At 66.7% G+C, this 21,830-nt stretch carries 18 protein-coding genes and 3 pseudogenes; 18 read left to right on the plus strand and 3 right to left on the minus strand.

Annotated elements, in window-relative coordinates:
• Window positions 1-19: 19 nt before the first annotated feature.
• The gene (locus SB751_RS15240; RefSeq protein WP_244845093.1) at window positions 20-259 is read right to left on the minus strand and encodes a hypothetical protein; all 240 of its coding nucleotides are present in this window, start codon (window positions 257-259) and stop codon (window positions 20-22) included.
• Here SB751_RS15240 and SB751_RS15245 point away from each other — a divergent pair.
• The 3 pseudogenes from SB751_RS15245 to SB751_RS15255 form a co-directional block, all read left to right on the plus strand.
• Window positions 246-1,745, plus strand: a pseudogene (locus tag SB751_RS15245) (hypothetical protein); the annotation flags it as partial. The gene SB751_RS15240 and the pseudogene SB751_RS15245 sit on opposite strands and share 14 nt — an antisense overlap.
• 129 nt (window positions 1,746-1,874) lie before the next feature.
• Window positions 1,875-2,039 (plus strand): annotated as a pseudogene (locus SB751_RS15250) (hypothetical protein); the annotation flags it as partial.
• A gap of 228 nt (window positions 2,040-2,267) precedes the next feature.
• A pseudogene (locus tag SB751_RS15255) lies at window positions 2,268-5,420 on the plus strand (YadA-like family protein); the annotation flags it as partial.
• Between the two features lie 132 nt (window positions 5,421-5,552).
• Here SB751_RS15255 and SB751_RS15260 read toward each other — a convergent pair.
• Window positions 5,553-5,873, minus strand: coding sequence for a DUF1840 domain-containing protein (locus tag SB751_RS15260; protein WP_144199279.1), 321 nt, complete (start codon window positions 5,871-5,873; stop codon window positions 5,553-5,555).
• Window positions 5,874-6,063: 190 nt separating this feature from the next.
• Here SB751_RS15260 and argS point away from each other — a divergent pair, with 190 nt between their 5' ends.
• The 5 genes from argS (at window position 6,064) to SB751_RS15285 (ending at window position 11,230) form a co-directional block, all read left to right on the plus strand.
• Window positions 6,064-7,872: an arginine--tRNA ligase gene (gene argS, locus SB751_RS15265; RefSeq protein ID WP_144199277.1), complete on the plus strand. Its 1,809-nt coding sequence runs from the start codon at window positions 6,064-6,066 to the stop codon at window positions 7,870-7,872.
• A gap of 105 nt (window positions 7,873-7,977) precedes the next feature.
• The gene (locus SB751_RS15270; protein ID WP_144199275.1) at window positions 7,978-8,727 is read left to right on the plus strand and encodes an SPOR domain-containing protein; all 750 of its coding nucleotides are present in this window, start codon (window positions 7,978-7,980) and stop codon (window positions 8,725-8,727) included.
• A 115-nt stretch (window positions 8,728-8,842) separates the two neighbouring features.
• Window positions 8,843-9,481, plus strand: a complete 639-nt coding sequence (locus SB751_RS15275) for a thiol:disulfide interchange protein DsbA/DsbL (protein ID WP_144199272.1) — start codon at window positions 8,843-8,845, stop codon at window positions 9,479-9,481.
• A 103-nt stretch (window positions 9,482-9,584) separates the two neighbouring features.
• Complete coding sequence (locus SB751_RS15280; RefSeq protein ID WP_144199270.1) at window positions 9,585-10,397, plus strand: SDR family oxidoreductase; 813 nt, start codon at window positions 9,585-9,587, stop codon at window positions 10,395-10,397.
• A complete protein-coding gene (locus tag SB751_RS15285) occupies window positions 10,397-11,230 on the plus strand; it encodes a helical backbone metal receptor (protein ID WP_144199268.1) in 834 nt (277 codons plus the stop codon). Before SB751_RS15280 ends, SB751_RS15285 begins: the two co-directional genes overlap by 1 nt.
• Before the next feature lie 12 nt (window positions 11,231-11,242).
• Here SB751_RS15285 and SB751_RS15290 read toward each other — a convergent pair whose 3' ends face one another.
• Window positions 11,243-12,319: an MBL fold metallo-hydrolase gene (locus tag SB751_RS15290; protein WP_313819083.1), complete on the minus strand. Its 1,077-nt coding sequence runs from the start codon at window positions 12,317-12,319 to the stop codon at window positions 11,243-11,245.
• 193 nt (window positions 12,320-12,512) lie between these two features.
• Between SB751_RS15290 and SB751_RS15295 the strand changes: the two genes are divergently transcribed.
• The 10 genes from SB751_RS15295 to SB751_RS15340 all read left to right on the plus strand — a co-directional run bounded on the left by SB751_RS15295 (window position 12,513) and on the right by SB751_RS15340 (window position 21,825).
• Entirely contained in the window at window positions 12,513-12,938 is a 426-nt protein-coding gene (locus SB751_RS15295) for a MerR family transcriptional regulator (RefSeq protein ID WP_144199305.1), read from the plus strand.
• 101 nt (window positions 12,939-13,039) lie between these two features.
• Complete coding sequence (locus SB751_RS15300) at window positions 13,040-14,221, plus strand: isovaleryl-CoA dehydrogenase (protein WP_144199264.1); 1,182 nt, start codon at window positions 13,040-13,042, stop codon at window positions 14,219-14,221.
• A 92-nt stretch (window positions 14,222-14,313) separates the two neighbouring features.
• Entirely contained in the window at window positions 14,314-16,137 is a 1,824-nt protein-coding gene (gene aceK / locus SB751_RS15305; protein WP_144199262.1) for a bifunctional isocitrate dehydrogenase kinase/phosphatase, read from the plus strand.
• Window positions 16,134-16,805 (plus strand): carbonate dehydratase, encoded by a 672-nt coding sequence (can, locus tag SB751_RS15310; protein WP_144199260.1) that lies wholly within the window; start codon window positions 16,134-16,136, stop codon window positions 16,803-16,805. The genes aceK and can overlap by 4 nt, the downstream gene beginning before the upstream one ends.
• Window positions 16,806-16,843: 38 nt before the next feature.
• Entirely contained in the window at window positions 16,844-18,040 is a 1,197-nt protein-coding gene (locus SB751_RS15315) for an acetyl-CoA C-acetyltransferase (RefSeq protein WP_410748205.1), read from the plus strand.
• A gap of 38 nt (window positions 18,041-18,078) precedes the next feature.
• Window positions 18,079-18,759, plus strand: a complete 681-nt coding sequence (locus tag SB751_RS15320) for an SDR family oxidoreductase (protein WP_250024985.1) — start codon at window positions 18,079-18,081, stop codon at window positions 18,757-18,759.
• A gap of 29 nt (window positions 18,760-18,788) precedes the next feature.
• Window positions 18,789-19,919 (plus strand): acyl-CoA dehydrogenase family protein, encoded by a 1,131-nt coding sequence (locus SB751_RS15325; RefSeq protein WP_211943014.1) that lies wholly within the window; start codon window positions 18,789-18,791, stop codon window positions 19,917-19,919.
• 120 nt (window positions 19,920-20,039) lie between these two features.
• The gene (locus tag SB751_RS15330; RefSeq protein ID WP_144199252.1) at window positions 20,040-20,708 is read left to right on the plus strand and encodes a 2-hydroxychromene-2-carboxylate isomerase; all 669 of its coding nucleotides are present in this window, start codon (window positions 20,040-20,042) and stop codon (window positions 20,706-20,708) included.
• Complete coding sequence (locus SB751_RS15335) at window positions 20,705-21,397, plus strand: HAD family hydrolase (RefSeq protein ID WP_144199250.1); 693 nt, start codon at window positions 20,705-20,707, stop codon at window positions 21,395-21,397. The genes SB751_RS15330 and SB751_RS15335 overlap by 4 nt, the downstream gene beginning before the upstream one ends.
• Entirely contained in the window at window positions 21,394-21,825 is a 432-nt protein-coding gene (locus SB751_RS15340) for a YchJ family metal-binding protein (RefSeq protein ID WP_211943015.1), read from the plus strand. The genes SB751_RS15335 and SB751_RS15340 overlap by 4 nt, the downstream gene beginning before the upstream one ends.
• The last annotated feature ends 5 nt before the right edge of the window (window positions 21,826-21,830 follow it).

Here is a 21,830-nt window from a genome sequence, read left to right on the forward strand (position 1 = left end):
CTATCGACGTAGCAAACGCCTATGAGGCGGGCGGCGGCAGCGCCGCCGGAGAAGACGGCGTCGCCGTCGGTGCTGCATCAAATTCCGGCACAGGTGCGGGGAACACCGCGATCGGTGCCGACACTGTTGTGAATGGCGTCAGTTCGACTGCTGTTGGTTTCGGCGCCAGCGCGGAGGCGAACAACGCTCTCGCGCTGGGTGCGGACGCGGCCGCGAATCGCAATAATGCGATCGCCGTGGGCGCGATGTCGGTGGCCAACGGCGTCGATTCCGTGGCGATTGGCACGGGCGCGATGGCCACCTACGACAATGCGGTGGCGCTCGGGGCAAATGCCCGGGCAACTGGTGGGAATACTCTGGCCCTTGGCACCGGCGCAGTCGCGAGTCCGGCAAATAGTGTGGCGCTCGGTGCGGGCGCCGTGTCCTCCAGAAGCGATTCCGTATCCATAGGGAATGCGACGCAGACGCGTCAGATTACCAATATGGGGAATGGCACCTCGGATTCGGATGGCGCGACCGTGCGCCAGGTCCGGGGCGTGGCAGCGATGGTGGGAGGGGGCGCCGCGATTTCATCCAGTGGCTCGCCCGTGCTGCCGAGCTTCCGCGTGGCCGGTACCAACTACACCAACGTGGGCGCGGCCGTGTCCGCGTTGGACGTCCAAACCTCGTCGAACGCGGCAGCAATCGCGAACCTGGCCAACGCGCCCCGCCTGGTGCAGCAGGATGCGACCAGCAAGGTGCTGACGGTGGGCAAGGATGTGGCCGGCACGTCGGTGAACCTCACCGGCACGGCGGGTGCGCGCACGCTGACTGGCGTAAAGGCTGGCACGCTGTCGGCCGGCAGCACGGAAGCCGTGAACGGTGCGCAGTTGCATGCAACCAACCAGCAGGTGTCGACCAACACGACCAACATCGCAAGCAACACCACCAACATCGCGACGAACACGACCAACATCCAGACCAACACGACGGCGATCAACAACATCGCTACCGGCAGGACGGGCTTGGTGCAGCAGGATCCCACCAGCAAGGTGCTGACGGTTGGCAAGGACGTGGCCGGCACGTCGGTGAACCTCACCGGCACGGCAGGTACCCGCACGCTGACCGGCGTCAAGGCTGGCACGCTGGCGGCCGGCAGCACGGAGGCCGTGAACGGTGCGCAGTTGCATGCCACCAACCAGCAGGTGTCGACCAACACGACCAACATCGCCAACAACACCACAAACATCCAGAACAACGCGACGGCGATCAACAACATCGCTACCGGCAAGACAGGCTTGGTGCAGCAGGATGCCACCAGCAAGGTGCTGACGGTTGGCAAGGATGTGGCCGGCACGTCGGTGAACCTTACCGGCACGGCGGGTGCGCGCACGCTGACTGGTGTGAAGGCCGGCGCGTTGTCGGCCGCCAGCACGGAGGCCGTGAACGGTGCGCAGTTGCATGCCACCAACCAGCAGGTGTCGACCAACACGACCAACATCCAGAACAACACGACGGCGATCAACAACATCGCTACCGGCAGGACAGGCTTGGTGCAGCAGGACGCGACCAGCAAGGTGGTGACGGTTGGCAAGGACGTGGCCGGCACGTCGGTGAACCTCACCGGCACGGCGGGTGCGCGCACGCTGACTGGTGTGAAGGCCGGCGCGTTGTCGGCCGCCAGCACGGAAGCCGTGAACGGTGCGCAGCTGCATGCCACCAACCAGCAGGTCTCGGTCAACACGACCAACATCGCAAACAACACCACCAACATCGCAACGAACTCGACCAACATCCAGAACAACACGACGGCGATCAACAACATCGCTACCGGCAAGACAGGCTTGGTGCAGCAGGATGCCACCAGCAAGGTGCTGACGGTTGGCAAGGACGTGGCCGGCACGTCGGTGAACCTCACGGGCACGGCCGGTGTGCGCACGTTGACCGGCGTCAAGGCCGGCACGCTGTCGGCCGCCAGCACGGATGCCGTCAATGGCGCGCAGCTGCATGCGACGAACCAGCAGGTCTCGGTCAACACGACCAACATCGCTAACAACGCGACTAACATCGCGACAAATGCGACCAACATCGCGAACAACACGACCAACATCGCGAACAACACGCAGGACATTGGCGACATCAACACGGCGCTTTCCAACATCACCAATGGTGCGACGGGGCTGGTGCAGCAGGATACGACCAGCAAGGTGCTGACAGTAGGAAACGCCACGGACGGCGCGTCGGTGAACTTCACCGGCACGGCTGGCGCCCGCACGCTGACTGGCGTAAAGGCTGGCGCAGTCTCGGCCGGCAGCACGGAGGCGGTGAACGGTGCGCAGCTGCATGCGACCAATCAGCAGGTCTCGGTCAACACGACCAACATCGCGAACAACACGTCGGACATCGGCGACATCAACACGGCGATTACCAGGATCACCAACGGCGCGGCGGGCCTCGTGCAACAGAACGCGACCACCAGGGCGCTGACTGTGGGCAAGACCACGGACGGCACGTCGGTTGACTTTGCCGGCACTGCGGGTGCCCGCACGCTGACTGGCGTCAAGGCCGGCACGCTCTCCGCCGCCAGCACGGAGGCCGTGAACGGTGCGCAGCTGCATGCCACCAATCAGCAGGTGTCGACCAATTCTACGAACATCCAGAACAACACGACGGCGATCAACAACATCGCCACCGGCAGGGCGGGTCTGGTGCAGCAGGACGCCGCCAGCAAGGTGCTGACGGTGGGCAAGGACGTGAACGGCACGTCGGTGAACTTCACCGGCACGGCTGGTGCCCGCACGCTGACCGGCGTAAAGGCCGGTGCGCTCTCTGCCGCGAGCACGGAGGCCGTGAACGGTGCGCAGCTGCATGCGACCAACCAACAGGTCTCAATCAACACGACCAACATCGAGAACAACACGCAGGACATTGGCGACATCAACACGGCGCTTTCCAACATCACCAATGGTGCGACGGGGCTGGTGCAGCAGGATGCGACCAGCAAGGTGCTGACGGTGGGCAAGGACGTGGATGGCGCGTCGGTGAATTTCACCGGCACGGCTGGGGTCCGCACGCTGACCGGCGTGAAGGCTGGCGCGCTGTCGTCCGCCAGCACGGAGGCCGTGAATGGTGCGCAGTTGCATGCCACCAACCAGCAGGTGTCGACCAACACGACCAACATCGCAAACAACACCACCAACATCGCGACTAACACGACGAACATCGCGAACAACACGACCAGCATCGAGAACAACACGCAAGACATTGGCGACATCAACACGGCCATCACCAATATCACCAACGGCACGACCGGCCTGGTGCAGCAGGACGCCACCAGCAAGGGGCTGACGGTGGGCAGGGACGTGGCCGGCACGTCGGTGAATTTCACCGGCACAGCAGGTGCCCGCACGCTGACCGGGGTGAAGGCAGGCACGCTGTCGGCCGCCAGCACGGAGGCCGTGAACGGTGCGCAGCTGCATGCCACCAACCAGCAGGTGTCCACCAACACCACCAACATCGCGAACAACACCACCAACATCGCGACTAACACGACCAACATCGAAAACAACACGCAGGACATCGGCGATATCAACACGGCGATTACGAACATCACCAACGGCGCGGCGGGGCTGGTGCAGCAGGATGCGACCAGCAGGTTACTGACGGTAGGCAAGGACGTGGATGGGACGTCGGTGAATTTCACCGGCACGGCTGGGGTCCGCACGCTGACCGGCGTGAAGGCTGGCGCGCTGTCGTCCGCCAGCACGGAGGCCGTGAATGGTGCGCAGTTGCATGCCACCAACCAGCAGGTGTCGACCAACACGACCAACATCGCAAACAACACCACCAACATCGCGACTAACACGACGAACATCGCGAACAACACGACCAGCATCGAGAACAACACGCAAGACATTGGCGACATCAACACGGCCATCACCAATATCACCAACGGCACGACCGGCCTGGTGCAGCAGGACGCCACCAGCAAGGCGCTGACGGTGGGCAAGGAAGTGGCCGGCACGTCGGTGGACTTCACCGGCACCGCCGGGGTCCGCACGCTGACCGGCGTGAAGGCCGGGGCGCTCTCGGCCGGCAGCACGGAGGCCGTGAACGGTGCGCAGCTGCATGCCACCAACAAGCAGGTCTCGGTCAACACGACCAACATCGAGAACAACACCACGGACATCAACGAGATCAACACCAATATCACCGATGTCATCAACGGCACGACCGGCCTGGTGCAGCAGGACGCAACGACCAAGGCGCTGACCGTGGGCAAGGACGTGGCCGGCACGTCGGTGAACTTCGCCGGCACCGCGGGTGCGCGCCAACTCGACGGCGTGGCAGCGGGCACCGTTTCCGCTGGCAGCCTGTTTGCCGTGAACGGCGGCCAGTTCTATGGCGCCAGCCTGGCCACCGCCAACGCGCTGGGTGGCGGGGCCACGGTCGGCGCCAATGGTGCGATCACCGCGCCGACCTACAACGTGGGGGGTACGACGGTCCACAGTGTCGGCGCGGCGGTGACCAACCTCGACGGCCGTCTCGCGGGGGTGGAAGGCTCGGTGACCACGGTCACCAACCAGATCAACAATGGCGAAATCGGCCTGGTCAAGCAGGATGCGGCAACGGGCAACATCTCCATGGCGGCCGACAAGGGCGGCAAGATGGTGGATATCAGCGGCAAGGACGGTTCCCGCAAGATGACCGGCGTCGCCGATGGGGCGATTGCGGCCGGCAGCTCGGACGCCGTCAACGGTGGCCAGATCTATGCACTGACGGAGCGGGTGGGCACCATTTCCACCGCGACCTCCTACTTCGCCGCCGACGGGACGGGCGACGGCGGCGACGCGGCACGCGCCGCGGGCGGTAGCCAGGGCGTGGCCGCAGGCAGCAAGGCCAATGCCTCGGGCAATGGCAGTGTGGCGATTGGGCGCAGTGCGGAAGCGGCCGGCGACAAGGCGGTCTCGATGGGGGCCGGCGCGACCGCCACGGCGAGCAACAGCGTCGCCATCGGCGCGGACGCCGTCGCGGATCGGGCCGACACGGTGTCGGTCGGCGCGGCGGGCGCCGAACGGCAGATCGCCAACGTGGCCGCTGGCACAGCCGCTACCGACGCGGTCAACGTGTCCCAGATGGAGAGCCACGGCAAGAATACGGTGGCCCGGGCCAACGCCTACACCGACGCCCGCATCGACAGCAATCGCCGGGAAGCCAACGCAGGCGTCGCGTCGGCGATGGCGATGGCGGGCCTGCCGCAGGCCACGGCGGCGGGCAAGAGCATGGTTGCCATGGCGGGATCGACTTTTAATGGCGAATCGGCCATGGCGCTGGGCGTGTCCCAGGTGTCGAAGAGCGGCCGCTGGGTCTACAAAGCCGTCGCCAGTTCCAATACCCGTGGCAACTATGGTGCAACGCTCGGCGCTGGTTTCCAGTGGTAAGCATCGCCCCTCCCGGTTGACCGCATCGTGGCCGGCCGGGCGTAAAAAAGGGCTGCGGAGATCACTCCGCAGCCCTTTTTCTCTATTTGTATACCGGGATGTCGTCCGATGCCCGCACTTGGAGGCTTGCCGTCAGACGCCCCACATCACGTTGGCGCCTTCCTTCTCGGACGCGCGCAGCATGTCCAGGAAGGGGTAGGCGCGCTGGCCCAGGTGGAGGGGTTCTTCCTCGTCCTCGTCGCGGGCGTCGGCGTGGACGGAGGCATCGGCGGGGTGTACCTTCTTCGCATCCTGGACGGCCGCCTCGAGTTTCTTGATGGCGTGCGGCAGTTCCTCGGACATGATCACCCCGCGCTCGCCCATATGCTTGCCGATGATGCCAAGCAGCGTGATGGCAAGATCCTTCATCATGATCAGGTCCTGCGCCGCGTGGGATTTGAAGGTGATCAGCATGATGTTTCCTTTCACGAGTGACGAAGGTCCGCACAAGCCGGGCGGCGCGGTCGCATGATGTCAGCATAGCACCTGATAAAATTCCGCGTTTCCCGATTTCCGGGTGCCGGTCACGCGACGCGCGGCGCACTTGCCGCACCGCCCCGATCCGGTCATCGCTCTCTTTAGCGCCTTCAGGGCAAAGACATCCATGCTGCCTGTTCAGACCTCCAATCTTGCCGCCGCGTTCACTGACGCCGTGCGCGCGCTCGCCCCGGCCGACGCCGCCCTGCCCGCCGTCACCTTCGAGCGCCCCAAGGTGGCCGCCCACGGCGACCTGGCGTGCAATATCGCCATGCAGGTGGCCAAGGCGCTCAAGAGCAATCCGCGCGAACTGGCCCAGAAGATCGTCGCCGCCGTGCAGGCCGACCCGCGCGCCACGGCGATCGTCGCCCAGGCCGAGATCGCCGGCCCCGGCTTCATCAACCTGCGCCTGACCCCCGCCGCCCGCGCTGACGTGCTGCGCGCCGTGCTGGCCGAAGGTGATCGATTCGGCGCCCGGCCGGCCGGCGAGCATGGCCAGGTGCTGGTGGAGTTCGTCTCCGCCAACCCGACCGGGCCGCTCCACGTCGGCCATGGCCGCCAGGCCGCCCTGGGCGACGCGCTGGCCAACCTGCTGGCCTGGAACGGCTGGGCGGTGCACCGCGAGTTCTACTACAACGACGCCGGCGTGCAGATCCAGACGCTGGCCATCTCGGTCCAGGCCCGCGCGCGCGGCCTGAAGCCGGGCGAGGCCGGCTGGCCCGAGTCCGCCTACAACGGCGACTACATCGCCGACATCGCCGCCGACTTCCTGGCCGGCAAGACGGTGGCCGCCAGCGACGGCGAGCCGGTGACCGCCTCGGGCAACATCGAGGATATCGAGTCGATCCGCAAGTTCGCGGTGACCTACCTGCGCAACGAGCAGGACATCGACCTCCAGGCCTTCGGCGTGAAGTTCGACCGCTACTACCTGGAGTCGTCGCTGTACAGCGATGGCCGCGTGGAAGGCGCCGTGCAGTCGCTGGTGGGCAAGGGCAAGACCTACGAGAGCGAAGGCGCGCTGTGGCTGCGCACCACCGATGACGGCGATGACAAGGACCGCGTCATGAAGAAGACGGACGGCACCTACACGTACTTCGTGCCGGACGTGGCGTACCACACCACCAAGTGGGAGCGCGGCTTCGCCAAGGTCATCAACGTGCAGGGCAGCGACCACCACGGCACCATCGCCCGCGTGCGCGCCGGCCTGCAAGGGCTGGACATGGGGATTCCCAAGGGCTACCCCGACTACGTGCTCCACAAGATGGTCACGGTGATGAAGAACGGCGAGGAGGTGAAGATCTCCAAGCGCGCCGGCTCGTACGTGACCGTGCGCGACCTGATCGAGTGGAGCAATGGCGGCGACGAGACCATCCGCGGCCTGCTGGATGCCGGCGTGGCGGACTGGCCGGCCCACTTCACGCGCGGCCGCGACGCCGTGCGGTTCTTCCTGCTGTCCCGCAAGGCGGATACCGAATTCGTGTTCGACGTGGACCTCGCCCTGAAGCAGAACGACGAGAATCCGGTGTATTACGTGCAGTACGCCCATGCCCGGATCTGCTCGATCTTCGAAGCCTGGGGCGGCGCCGGCTGGGAAGCCCGCCTGCCGGAGCTGGCCGGGGCCGACCTGGCCGCCGTGACCGGCGCGGATGTGAGCGCCCAGGCCATCGCGCTGGGCCGCCGCCTGGCCGAGTTCCCGGACATGCTGGCCGCCGCCGCCGGCGAGCTGGCGCCCCATGCGGTGGCGTTCTACCTGCGCGACCTGGCCGGCGACTTCCACGCCTTCTACAACGCCGACCGCGTGCTGGTGGACGACGAGGCGGTCAAGCGCGCCCGGCTGGCGCTGCTGGCCGCCACGCGCCAGGTGCTCAAGAACGGCCTGGCGGTGATCGGCGTCTCGGCGCCGCAACGGATGGACCGCGAGGCCGCTCCAAACTGAGCCGCCAGGCGCCTGGGACGGATGGTTGGGCCACTTTTCAGAGTGGTCTCAATCGTGCCTGCCGGGACAGGCCCTATAATCCCCGGCAACACCGAAGAGGACTTCATGCAACAGCAACGCAAGCGCGCCGCGCGCCGAACCCGTACCCATGTCCGGATGCAGCGCGGTGGTACGTTCCTGGGCCTGGTGCTCGGGCTGATCGTCGGCCTGGCCATCGCCGTGGTGGTGGCCCTGTATATCACCAAGTCGCCCGCGCCGTTCCAGCAGAAGGGCGCCAACGGCAGTGCCCAGCAGCGCCCGCCGAGCGAGCCCGGCAACGTAGCCACGCCGCTGCCGGCACCCACGCAACCGCAGCAGCAGGCCGAAGGCCCGAGCGACCCGAACCGGCCGCTGTGGAGCAAGACGCCGGCCAAGCCCGTGGGGCAGCCCGATGCGCAGCCGTCCACCCCGGCCCAGCCGCCGGTGGCGACGACGCGCCCGGCCGACCAGCCCGCCGCCTCCAATGGCGCCGCCAAGCCGGCCGACGCCTCGCGTCCGGCCGAAAAGCCCGCCACGCGCCCGGCCGAGAAGCCGGTGGCCGACCCAATCGCCGAGATCGCCCAGGCTGACGCCAACAAGGTGGGTTACCTGCTCCAGGTGGGCGCCTTCCGCTCGCAGGACGACGCGGACCGCCAGAAGGCCAATCTGGCCATGCAGGGCTTCGAGGCCAAGGTGACCGAGCGCGATGTCAACGGGGTGAAGATGTACCGCGTTCGTCTGGGGCCGTTCAACCGTATCGAGGACATGAACCGGGCGCGCGACCGCCTGCAATCGAACGGTTTCGAAGCTTCGGTGATCCGCTTTACAAAGCAGTAACATGGCGGGCGGCGCCGCGGAGGAACCGGGCGCCGCCGCACTTGTCTTAACGGTCGGCTCGCCGCGTGCGGGCCATCCCCCTGATCTCTCTGACCTATCAGAAGGCCCTTCGAAGATGAAGAAAATCGCCGCTTTCCTCGCCACTGTCGCCGCCGTGGGCGGTCTGCTGATGACTGCGCCCGCAGCCATGGCCGCACCGGCCGAGGGCAAGGACTACACGGTGCTGAAGTCGCCCCAGCCGGTGCCGGCGGGCAAGATCGAAGTGACCGAGTTCTTCTGGTACGGCTGCCCGCACTGCTACGACTTCGAGCCGGAGCTGGAAGCCTGGGCCGGCAAGCAGGGCAAGGACGTGGTGTTCAAGCGCGTGCCGGTGGCCTTCCGCGACGACCTGCTGCCGCACACCAAGATCTTCTATGCGCTGGAGTCGCTGGGCAAGCTGGACGCGCTGCACGGCAAGGTGTTCGAGGCGATCCACAAGGACCGCAAGCGCATGCTGAGCACCGACGAGATCGCCGATTTCATGGCCAAGAACGGCATCGACCGCAAGCAGTGGCTCGATACCTACAACTCGTTCACGGTGACCACGAACGCCCAGCGCGCCAACAAGATCGCCGATTCGTACAAGATCGAGGGTGTGCCGACCGTGGTGGTGCAGGGCAAGTACGAGACTTCGCCGAGCATCGCCGGGACCAAGCCGGCTGCCATCCAGGCCCTGGATACCCTGGTTACCGGCGTGCGCGCGAAGAAGCTCTGATCCGCGCGGCATGACCCCAGACGGCCCGGTGCGCGAGACGCGTGCCGGGCCGTTTTGCATGGCCCGGGCCGTTCCATCCCTCCGTATTCACTATATTGATCCGATGCGACCCCTGAAAGTCTTCCTTACCGGCGCATCGAGCGGCATTGGCCAGGCGCTCGCACGCGCCTACGCGGCGCAGGGCGCCGTGCTCGGGCTGGTGGGCCGGCGTGAGGCCGCCCTGCGTGACTTCGCCGCCTCCCTGCCCAACCCCAACGCGGTACGCATCTATGCGGCCGATGTGCGCGATGCGGATGCCATGCACGCCGCCGCCACCGACTTTCTTGTCCATTTCGGCTGCCCCGACGTGGTGATCGCCAACGCGGGGATCTCCGTGGGCACCGTGGCCAGCGAGCGCGAGGATCTGGACGACTTCCGGCTGGTCATGGACACCAACTGGTTCGGCACCCTGACCACCTTCCAGCCCTTCCTGCACCCGATGCGCGAGCGCGCGCCCGGCGCCGGCGGCTGGCGCGGCACGCTGGTGGGCATCGCCAGCGTGGCCGGCGTGCGGGGGCTGCCTGGCGGCGGGGCCTACAGCGCCTCGAAGTCTGCCGTGGTCAAGCTGCTGGAAAGCCTGCGGCTGGAGCAGGCGCGGCACCGCATCCGCGTGGTGACCATCGCCCCAGGCTATATCCGTACGCCGATGACGGCGCACAACCCGTACCGCATGCCGTTCCTGATGGATGCCGATGTCTTCGCGCGCAAGGCCATCCGCCGGATTGCCGCCGGCACGCGCTACAAGGTGATTCCGTGGCAGATGGGGGTGGTGGCGTCGATCCTGCACGTGATGCCAATGTGGCTCTATGACAAGCTGTTCGCCCGCGCGCCGCGCAAGCCACGCAAGGCGGACCGCGCCGGCAGGGGAGACGCCTGATGTGGGCCGACGCCCTCGGGCAGGCCCACGGCCCGGCCAGTGGCGAGGTCCGCATCGCCTCGCTGGTGCCGTCCGTGACCGAGTTGCTGTTCGATCTCGGCCTGGCTGACCGCATGGTGGCCCGCACCGGCTTCTGCATCCATCCCGAGCCGGCGGTGCGGGCGGTGGAGAAGGTCGGCGGGACCAAGGACGTCAAGCTGGACAAGCTGCGGGCGCTGGCGCCGACCCACGTGGTGGTCAATATCGACGAGAACCGGCGCGAAACCGTGGACGAGATCCGCACCTTCGTGCCGCACGTGATCGTGACCCACCCGTGCGCGCCCGAGGACAACTTCGCGCTGTACCGGCTGCTGGGCGGCATTTTCAACAAAGTGCAACAGGCGGAGGGGCTGGCGCAGGCGCTCCAGGCCGAACTCGAGGCGATCCGCGCCCGGCGTTGGCCCGCGCGCACCGTGCTGTACGCGATCTGGCAGGACCCGTGGATGACGGTATCGCGCGCGACCTATATCAGCCGGATGCTGGCGCTGGTGAACTGGGCCACCTGGCCCGATGACGGCGCGGACCTCGCGGCCTGCGTCGATGGGGATTGCAGCCGGCCGAACGCGCCCGGCGAGCGCTATCCCACCTTTCGCTGGAGCGACGCGCTGGTGCGCGAGCTGGACGCCGTGCTGCTGTCGACCGAGCCGTACCGCTTCACCGAGGACCATGCCGATGCGCTCGAGCGCCAGATCGGCAGGCCGGTGATGCTGGTGGATGGCGAGATGCTGTCCTGGTACGGCAGCCGCGCCGTGGCCGGCGTGCGCTACCTCAGGACCCTCGCCGAGTCATTCTGAGACGTTTGGGCGTCAGGCCGCCCGGAAGCGGACGATGCCGTCGTCGCCGCATTCGCGCACAAGCTGGCCGCGATGCCAGAGCGCGTGCAGGTGCGCCAGCGCCTCGCCCATCGCGAAGGTCAGCTGGTGGATGTCGAACTGGCGCCGGAAGATCACGCCAACGATGTCGTGCGCATGGCACGGCTTCTCGGCACAGGCGGCCAGCGTCTCGGCCAGGCGGTCCACATGGTGCTCCTGCAACTGGCGGATGCGGGTGTGCAGGTTGCGGAACGGGCGGCCGTGCGACGGCAGGATCAGCACGTCGGCGGGCAGGTCTTCGTACTTGTCCAATGAGTCGAGGTAGAGCTGGAGCGGATTGGCCTCCGGCTCCATGTCGAACACGCTGACGTTGGTCGAGATGCGCGGCAGCACCATGTCGCCCGAGATCAGCACGTTGTTGGCGGCGTTGTAGAGCGCCACGTGCTCCGGGGCGTGGCCGAAGCCGGTGATCACGCGCCAGCCGGCCGTGGCCGGATCGGCGCCGATGTCCACGATGTCCTCGTCCATCAGGCGGCGGTACTGTGTGGGCACCTCGGGCACCATCGACGGATAGTAGGCCTTGCGGGCGCGCAGCTTTTCCAGGTTGTCCGGGTCCGTCAGGCCGTGGCGGGCGAAGTGGCTCGCCGCGAAGTCGCCGCCGGCGTTCGAGCCGACGCCGCTGCCGCCCGACATCACGCGCGCGGTCATGTAGTCGCCCAGGCTCATCCACAGCCGCACATCCCAGTGCTTGCAGAGCCAGTGCGCCAGCCCCACGTGGTCCGGGTGGCAATGGGTCACCAGCACGCGCAGCACGGGCAGGCCGTCCAGCTCGTTGGCGAAGATGGTCTCCCAGTGCCCCTTGATGATGTCGTTGGTGATGCCGCAGTCGATGATGGTCCAGCCGTCCCGCCCGTCCAGGCGGTCGCGCAGGAGCCACAGGTTGATGTGGTCGAGCGCGAAGGGCAGCGGCATGCGCAGCCAGAAGACGCCGGGCGCCACTTCCTGGCGCGTGCCGGGCGCCGGCATGGTCTCGTCAAACGGGTATTGGAGCTGGCTTTCGAGTGCGTTCATGGGGCGTGTCTCGGTCGAATCCGGCGCCTTCGGGTGCAGCGGGGCACCGGGCGCTCTATGGGGGCATGTTGTCCAGTCATTGTCAGCGGCGGCACTTGACGCTAACGTTAACGTCAATCGTCGCGGCCTGCTCGTCATCTTAGACCAAAACTTGACCGCGCAACGAACGACCGTTCACTTTCCTGGGCGCATCATGCCGGCACAGCCATCCCCCGCCACCTACACCATTACCGACCTCGCGCGCGAGTTCGACGTCACCCCGCGCGCGATCCGGTTCTACGAGGATCAGGGCCTGCTCTCGCCTGACCGCGAGGGCCCGGGCGGGCGCAAGCGCGTCTATAACGGACGCGAGCGCACCCGCCTCAAGCTCACGCTGCGCGGTAAAAGGTTGGGGCTCACTCTCAACGAAATCCGCGAAATACTGGATCTCTACGAGTCGCCACGCGATACCGCACCGCAGTTGGAGCGCTTTCTGGGCGCACTGTCGCAACACCGGGAAGTCCTGGAGCGCCAGATGGAAGACCTTCAGGCCCAGCTTGCGGAGATCGACCAGCACGAGCGCCATTGCCGGGCGCTGCTGGCGGCACATGGTGAGGCCCCGAAGACCAGAACCGCCTGATGCCGCACTTTTAGCCATCCGCCTTCGGATGGAATTGACGTTTACGTAAACGTCAATAAAATACGCCCCACAACACCGACACGAACAGACAGGAGACCGACATGACCGAACTGCCAGGCCTGAGATTCGATCTGGGCGAGGACATCGAGATGCTGCGCGCCTCCGTGCGCAGCTGGGCGCAGGCCGAACTGGCGCCGCGCGCGGCCGAGATCGACCGGTCGGACCAGTTCCCGATGGATGCCTGGAAGAAGATGGGCGACCTCGGCGTGCTGGGCATCACCGTGGCCGAGGAGTACGGCGGCGCGAACATGGGCTACCTCGCCCATATGATCGCGATGGAGGAGATCAGCCGCGCGTCGGCGTCGGTCGGGCTGTCCTACGGCGCGCACTCGAATCTGTGCGTGAACCAGATCCACCGCAATGGCTCGGCCGCCCAGAAGGCGAAATACCTGCCCAAGCTGGTGTCGGGGGACTGGATCGGCGCGCTGGCGATGAGCGAGCCGAACGCGGGGTCGGACGTGGTCAGCATGAAGCTGCGCGCTGACTTCAAGGGCGACCGCTATGTCCTGAACGGCACCAAGATGTGGATCACCAACGGGCCGGACTGCGACGTGCTGGTGGTCTACGCCAAGACCGAGCCGGACCTCGGCGCGCGCGGCATGACGGCGTTTATCGTCGAGAAAGGCATGAAGGGCTTCTCGGTGGCGCAGAAGCTGGACAAGCTGGGCATGCGCGGCTCCCACACGGGCGAACTGGTGTTCGAGAACGTGGAGGTGCCGGTGGAGAACATCCTCGGCGCCGAGAACGGCGGCGCCAAGGTGCTGATGAGCGGGCTCGACTACGAGCGCGCCGTGCTGTCCGGCGGCCCGGTCGGCATCATGCAGGCGTGCATGGACGTGGTGACACCGTACATCCACGACCGCAAGCAGTTCGGTCAGAGCATCGGCGAGTTCCAGCTGATCCAGGGCAAGGTGGCGGACATGTACACCACGCTCCAGGCCGCGCGCAGCTATTTGTATACCGTAGGCAAGAACCTGGATTCGCTGGGCAGCGGGCATGTGCGCCAGGTCCGCAAGGACTGCGCCGCGGTGATTCTCTACACGGCGGAAAAGGCCACGTGGATGGCTGGGGAGTCGGTGCAGATCCTGGGCGGCAACGGCTATATCAACGACTACCCCACCGGCCGGCTGTGGCGCGATGCCAAGCTGTACGAGATTGGCGCGGGCACGTCGGAGATCCGCCGGATGCTGATCGGCCGGGAGCTGTTTGCCGAGACGATGTGATCGAATGTGATCTAAGCATCGCTCAACCGGTCCTGACGAACCCCTTTACAATTCCCTGACCCCTTACCGCACCGCAGCCGCCGCCCTCGACCATGTCGCACTTCCCCAAGCTGCTCTCGTCGCAGATTGCCTACGATGTGGCGCGGACCATGCTGGACGGCTTCGACAAGCACTACCGGCTGTTCCGCGAGGTCAGCCACGCGGCCAAGCTGCGCTTCGAGGCAGGGGATTGGCACGGGCTGCAGCAGCTCCAGCGTGACCGCATCGCGTTCTATAACGAGCGCGTGCGCGAGACCACGGTGGTCCTTGAGGACGAGTATGACGCCGCGCGCATCGAGGACGGCATCTGGCAGCAGGTCAAGCTGCACTACATCGGCCTGCTGACCAAGCACCACCAGCCCGAGCTGGCCGAGACCTTCTTCAACTCGGTCTGCACGCGGATCCTGCACCGCTCGTACTTCAACAACGATTTCATCTTCGTGCGGCCCGCCATCTCGACCGAATACATCGAGAACGAGGAATCGCCGACGCGCCCCACCTACCGCGCCTACTACCCGGGCAGCCGCGAAGGCATGGCCGCCTGTTTCGAGCGGATGGTGCACAACTACCAGCTGGAGCGGCCGTTCGAGGACCTGGCGCGGGATATCGGCTACGTGGTGCGCGCCTTCACCGAACACCTGGGCGAGGCGCGGATTGCGCCGAACTTCCAGATACACGCGCTATCGTCGCTGTTCTTCCGCAACAAGGCCGCCGTGATCGTCGGCCGGGTGCTGAACGGCGACCAGACCTACCCGCTGGCGATCCCGATCATCCACGGCCCGACCGGCCAGCTCGTGCTGGACACCGTGCTGCTGCGTCCGGAACAGCTGCTGATCCTGTTCTCGTTCTCGCATGCCTATTTCATGGTCGACATGGAGATCCCGTCGGCCTACGTGACCTTCCTGCGCGACATCCTGCCGCGCAAGCCGCGCGGGGAGATCTACACCGCGCTGGGCTTGCAGAAGCAGGGCAAGAACCTGTTCTACCGCGACTTCCTCCACCATCTGCAGCATTCGTCGGACAAGTTCGTGGTCGCGCCCGGCATCCGGGGGCTGGTGATGCTGGTGTTCACGCTGCCGTCGTTCCCCTACGTGTTCAAGGTCATCCGTGATGTCTTCGCCCCGCCGAAGGAAACCACGCGCGCGCTGGTGGAGTCGAAATACCAGCTCGTGAAGCAGCACGACCGGGTGGGGCGCATGGCCGATACGCTGGAGTATTCGGACGTGGCCTTCCCGCTGTCGCGCTTCGACGAATCGCTGGTGCGCGAGCTGGAAGCCCACGCGCCGTCGATGATCGAGTACCAGCGCGGCCGCGACGGCGGGCAGGAGATCGTGGTGCGGCACGTCTATATCGAGCGCCGCATGACGCCGCTCAACCTCTGGCTCCAGGAGGGTACCGACGAGCAGGTCGAGCACGGCATCGTCGAGTACGGCAACGCGGTCAAGGAACTGATTGCCGCCAATATCTTCCCGGGGGACATGCTCTACAAGAACTTCGGCGTCACGCGCCACGGGCGCGTGGTGTTCTACGACTATGACGAGATCGAATACCTGACCGATTGCAACATCCGCCGCGTGCCCGAGCCGCGCAACGAGGAAGAGGAAATGTCGGGCGAGGTGTGGTACACCGTACGTCCGCACGACATCTTTCCGGAAACGTTCCGCACGTTCCTGCTCGGCGACCCACGCGTGCGCGCCGCCTTCCTGCGGCACCACGAGGATTTCTTCGATGCTGCCATGTGGCAGCACCATAAGGACCGGCTGATGGCCGGACACGTCCATGACTTTTTTGCCTATCAGAGTAAAGACCGCTTCATCCACCGCTACGGCCCCGGCGCCGACGACCACCACGCAGATTATCCAAGGAGGGCGGCATGACTGACGCCATCGCGCAACTGTTCAAGAACAACCGCGACTGGGTGGACCGCGTCAACGCGGAAGACCCCACCTTCTTCACGCGCCTGGCCAACCAGCAGGCGCCCGAGTACCTGTGGATCGGCTGTTCCGATTCCCGCGTGCCGGCCAACCAGATCCTCGGACTGGCGCCGGGCGAGGTGTTTGTCCATCGCAATATCGCCAATGTGATCTCGCACAGCGACCTGAACGCGCTGTCCGTGCTCCAGTTCGCCGTGGAGGTGCTCAAGGTGCGCCACATCACCGTGGTGGGCCACTACGGCTGCGGCGGCGTGAAGGTGGCGCTCAAGCGCGAGCGCGTGGGCCTGGCCGACAACTGGCTGCGCCACGTGCAGGACGTGGCGGACAAGCACGCGGCCTACCTCGGCACGGTGCTGCGCGAGGATGATGCCCACACGCGGCTGTGCGAGCTGAACGTGATCGAGCAGGTCAACAACGTCTGCCAGACCACGGTGCTCCAGGACGCCTGGGACCGTGGCCAGGCCGTGACGGTGCATGGCTGGGTCTACGGCGTGTCTGATGGCCTGCTGCGCGACCTCGGCATGGCCGCCAGCAACAACGAGGAACTGCAAGAACAACTGGCCGCGGCCTATCGCCAGTACGGCGACCCCCCGCAGGCCTCGATCCGCTGATTTTCAAGACAGTACGAACCGGTATTCAGGAGACAACCATGCAAGACCCGATCGTCATCGTATCCGCCGCCCGCACGCCCATGGGCGCGTTCCAGAGCGAGTTGAGCAGCCTGACGGCGCCGCAACTTGGCGCCGCGGCCATCCGCGCCGCCGTGGAGCGCGCCGGCCTGAAGCCGGAGCAGGTGCAGGAAGTGGTATTCGGCTGCGTGCTGCCGGCCGGCCAGGGGCAGGCGCCCGCGCGCCAGGCGGCGCTCGGCGCCGGGCTGCCGCTGGACGTGGCCTGCACCACGGTCAACAAGATGTGCGGGTCGGGCATGCGCGCGGCGATGACGGTCTTCGACGGCCTGCTGGCCGGTTCGTTCGAGATCGCCATCGCGGGCGGCATGGAAAGCATGACCAACGCGCCGTACCTGATTCCGAAGGGGCGCGGCGGCTACCGCATCGGTCACGGCATGATCTACGACCACATGATGCTGGACGGCCTGGAAGACGCCTACTCTCGTGACGAAAAAGGCGGGGGCCGCGCGATGGGCACCTTCGGCGAAGACTGTGCCGCCAAGTACGCCTTCACCCGCGCGCAGCAGGACGAATTCGCGATGGAGTCCGTGCGCCGCGCCCAGCAGGCCACCGAGAGCGGCGCCTTCCGCTGGGAAATCACCCCGGTGACGGTGTCCGGCAAGGGGGGCGACACGGTGATCGACACCGACGAAGGCCCGCGCCGCATCAAGGTGGACAAGATCCCGTCGCTGAAGCCGGCGTTCGCCAAGGACGGCACGATCACGGCGGCCTCGTCCTCATCGATCAACGACGGCGCCGCCGCGCTGGTGATGATGCGCGCATCGACGGCGAAGTCGCTCGGCCTGCAGCCGCTGGCGCGCATGCTCGGCCATACCTCGCACGCACAGGCGCCGGGCTGGTTCACCACGGCGCCGGTGGACGCCATCGCCAAGCTCTACCGCAAGCTGGACTGGACCACCGACAGCGTGGACCTGTTCGAGATCAACGAGGCCTTCGCCGTGGTGCCGATGGCGGCCATGCATGACCTCAAGATTCCGCGCGACAAGGTCAACATTCACGGCGGCGCGTGCGCGCTGGGCCATCCGATTGGCGCCTCGGGCGCGCGCATCATGACCACGCTGATCGGCGCCCTGCGCAAGACCGGCGGCAAGCGCGGCGTGGCCAGCCTCTGCATCGGCGGCGGCGAGGCCACGGCGGTCGGCATCGAAATCGTCTGATTTCCGCCCATCCCCACGACAACCACAGGAGTTCTCCCATGCCCACAGCCCTCGTCCTTGGCGCCTCGCGCGGTCTCGGTCTCGAGTTTGTCCGCCAGTACCGTGCCGACGGCTGGCGCGTCATCGCCGCCGCGCGCAGCGATGAGGGCGTGGCGGCGCTCAAGGCGCTCGGCGCCGAGGCCCACCAGCTGGACCTGACCGACGCCGGCGCGCTGGCCGGGCTGGGCTGGAAGCTCGATGGCGAGTCGTTCGACGTGGCGATCTACAACGCCGGCGTGATCGGTCCGCGCAGCGAAGGTGCGCAACCGGTCGTACGGGAAGACTTCGACGCCGTGATGCACACCAACGTGCTCGGGCCGATGATGGCCCTGCCGCTGATCCTGCCGTTCGTCGAGACCGGCAACCACGGGCGCGGCGGCGTGCTGGCCGTGCTGTCGTCGCGCATGGGCAGCATCGGCACGATGGACAGCAACCGTAGCTGGCTCTACCGCGTCAGCAAGGCCGGCGCCAACGCCGCCCTGAAGGCCGTCTCGCTGGACGCACGCCATGCCATCTGCGTGGCGCTGCACCCCGGCTGGGTGCAGACCGACATGGGCGGCCCCAAGGCCGACCTCACGCCGCAGCAGAGCGTCACCAGCCTGCGCCGCACGCTGGCCGGCCTGACCCAGCGCGACAACGGCAGCTTCCACAACTACGACGGCACCCCGCTCCCCTGGTAAGGGGAGGGAGACAAAGGACACCGGACACCATGCTGCTGACTCCCGAACAGGAAATGATCCGCGATGCCGTGCGGCAGTTCGCGCAGGACGTCATCGCCCCGCAGGCGGCGCAGTGGGACCGCGACAAGACCTTTCCGAAGGCCGTGCACAAGGAACTGGCCGCGCTGGGCTGCTATGGCGTGGCCGTGCCGGAAGAGCTGGGCGGGGCGGGGCTCGACTACCTGTCGCTGGCGCTGATCCTCGAGGAAATTGCCGCCGGGGACGGCGGCACCTCCACCGTCATCAGCGTGAACAACTGCCCGGTGTGCAGCATGCTGATGGCCTTCGCCAACGACGCGCAGAAGCAGCAGTGGCTGGCGCCGCTGGCGCGCGGCGAGATGCTGGGCGCGTTCTGCCTGACCGAGCCGCACGTCGGCTCGGACGCCGCCGCGCTGCGCACCACCGCCCGGCGCGATGGCGACCACTACGTGCTCAACGGCGTGAAGCAGTTCATCACCAGCGGCAAGCACGCCGACGTGGCCATCGTCATGGCCGTGACCGACAAGGGCGCCGGCAAGCGCGGCATCAGCGCCTTCCTGGTGCCCACGTCCACGCCCGGCTATGTCGTGGCGCGCATCGAGGACAAGCTCGGCCAGCATTCGTCCGATACCGCCCAGATTGTGTTCGAGGACTGCCGCATCCCGGCTGAGAACCTGCTGGGCGAGGAGGGCGCCGGCTACAAGATGGCGCTGTCCGGGCTCGAAGGCGGGCGCATCGGCATCGCCTCGCAGAGCATCGGCATGGCCCGCGCCGCGTTCGACGCCGCGCTGGCCTACGCCAAGGAGCGGGAAAGCTTCGGCCAGCCACTGTTCCAGCACCAGGCCGTGCAGTTCCGGCTGGCCGACATGGCTACCCGCATCGACGTGGCGCGCCAGATGGTCTGGCACGCGGCGACGCTCAAGGATGCCGGCCGGCCGTGCCTGAAGGAAGCCGCCATGGCCAAGCTGTTCGCCAGCGAGATGGCCGAGGCGGTCTGCTCGGACGCCATCCAGGTCTTCGGCGGCTACGGCTATGTGAACGATTTCCCGGTCGAGCGCATCTACCGGGACGTGCGCGTGTGCCAGATCTATGAAGGCACGAGCGACATCCAGAAGATCCTCATCGCCCGCGCGCTCGCCTGAGCGCGGGCGGGAAGCGTACTATCGGCAATCGTACTTGTACTATTGGCATTCCCATTAGGCAGTCCCCGTCGCAGTTCCTGACCCCAACGCAAGCGAATCTGACCTGGAGCCCCCTTCGCCATGACCGCACCGATCGACTTCTACTTCGATTTTTCCTCGCCCTACGGCTACTTCGCCAGCACCCGCATCGACGAGATCGCGCAGAAGTACGGCCGCTACGTGGCGTGGCATCCGATCCTGCTGGGCGTGGTGTTCAAGACGACGGGCTCCTCGCCGCTGCCGAGCATCCCGCTCAAGGGCGAATACTGCTGGCGCGACTTCGAGCGCACCGCCGAATTCCACCATATCGACTACAAGCGCCCGACCCACTTCCCGCTGCCCACCCAGCACGCCGCGCGCGCGGTGCTGTGGCTGCAGAACCACCATGGCGCCGATGTGGCCACGGCGTTCGCCAAGGCGGTGTACCGGGCGCTGTTCGTCGATGACCTCAATATCGCCGAGCCGGCGGAGCTGGCCAAGCTGGCCGAGCCGCTGGGCGTCGACCCCATCGCCATGAACGAGGGCGCCACCAGCTACCAGATCAAGGACCAGCTCAAGGCCGAGATCGAGGTGGCGATGGCCAAGGGCGTGTTCGGCTCGCCGTTCGTGATCATCGACGGGGAGCCGTTCTGGGGCTTCGACCGCTTCGAGCAGGTGGAGCAGCACCTCAAGAGCCGGCGGCAGACGGCACAGACCCCGCTGCGCGCCGTCGGCGGCAACGACATCACCAAGGAAAAGAAACCCGCATGACCGCAGCAACCCAGGCCCCTGTGCAGCCCTCCGCCTTCGATTGCGTGATCTTCGACTGTGACGGCGTGCTCGTCGACAGCGAGCCCATCGTCCACCGCGTGCTCAACGAGATGCTCAACGAGCTGGGCATCGCCATCTCGCTGGAGGAGTCGAAGCGCTGGTTCCTCGGCCGCGCCGTGCGCGACGAGCTGGGCAATATCGAGCGCCGGCTGGGCAAGCCGCTGCCCGAGAACTGGCTGTCGACGTGGCTCGCGCGCCGCAACCAGGTGCTGGAGGCCGAGGTGGTGGCCGTGCCGCACGTGCGCGAGGCCATCGAGGCGATCACCGCGCGCGGCCTGCCCGTGTGCGTGGCCTCCGGCGCGGACCGTATCAAGGTGAAGCTGCAACTGACGCGCACCGGGCTGGTCGAGCTGTTCCAGCAGGACGCGCGCGAGCACATCTTCTCCTCCACCGAAGTCGATCGCAGCAAGCCGGCGCCGGACGTCTACCTGCTGGCCGCGCGCACGATGGATGTCGATCCGTCGCGCTGTGTGGTGGTGGAAGACAGCCCCACCGGCGTGACGGCCGGCGTGGCGGCGGGCATGACCGTGCTCGGCTACGCCGCGCTGAACGACGCCCGTGAGCTGCGCCAGGCCGGCGCGCACACCATTTTCACGGACATGCGCCAGTTGCCGGAGCTGATTGGATGAGCCGAAGCCGCCCCATGCGCGCCGGTCCCGAGCCTTGCCCGTGCGGTCATGCCGACTACGCCGCGTGCTGCGGGCGCTTTCATCGCGGTGAGGCGCTGCCGCCCAACGCCGAGGCGCTGATGCGCTCGCGCTACAGCGCCTATGTGAAGGGGCTGGTGGACTGGCTGCGCCAGACCTGGCACGCCACCACCTGCCCGGACGACCTGGCCCCGGAGCGTGAGACGCGCTGGCTCGGGCTGACGGTCAAGGCCCACGCCCAGCAGGACGACACCCACGCCATCGTCGAATTCGTCGCCCGCTACAAGGTGGGCGGCCGCGCGTGGCGGCTGCATGAGCGCAGCCGCTTCGTGTTCGAGCCGCGCGCGGCTGGGGAGACGCCGCGCTGGCTCTATGTCGATGGCGAGATGCTGGGGCAGGACCAAGGGTAGGGATT

This window comes from Cupriavidus sp. SIMBA_020 (genome assembly GCF_046535395.1).
Taxonomy (GTDB): Bacteria; Pseudomonadota; Gammaproteobacteria; order Burkholderiales; family Burkholderiaceae; genus Cupriavidus; species Cupriavidus campinensis.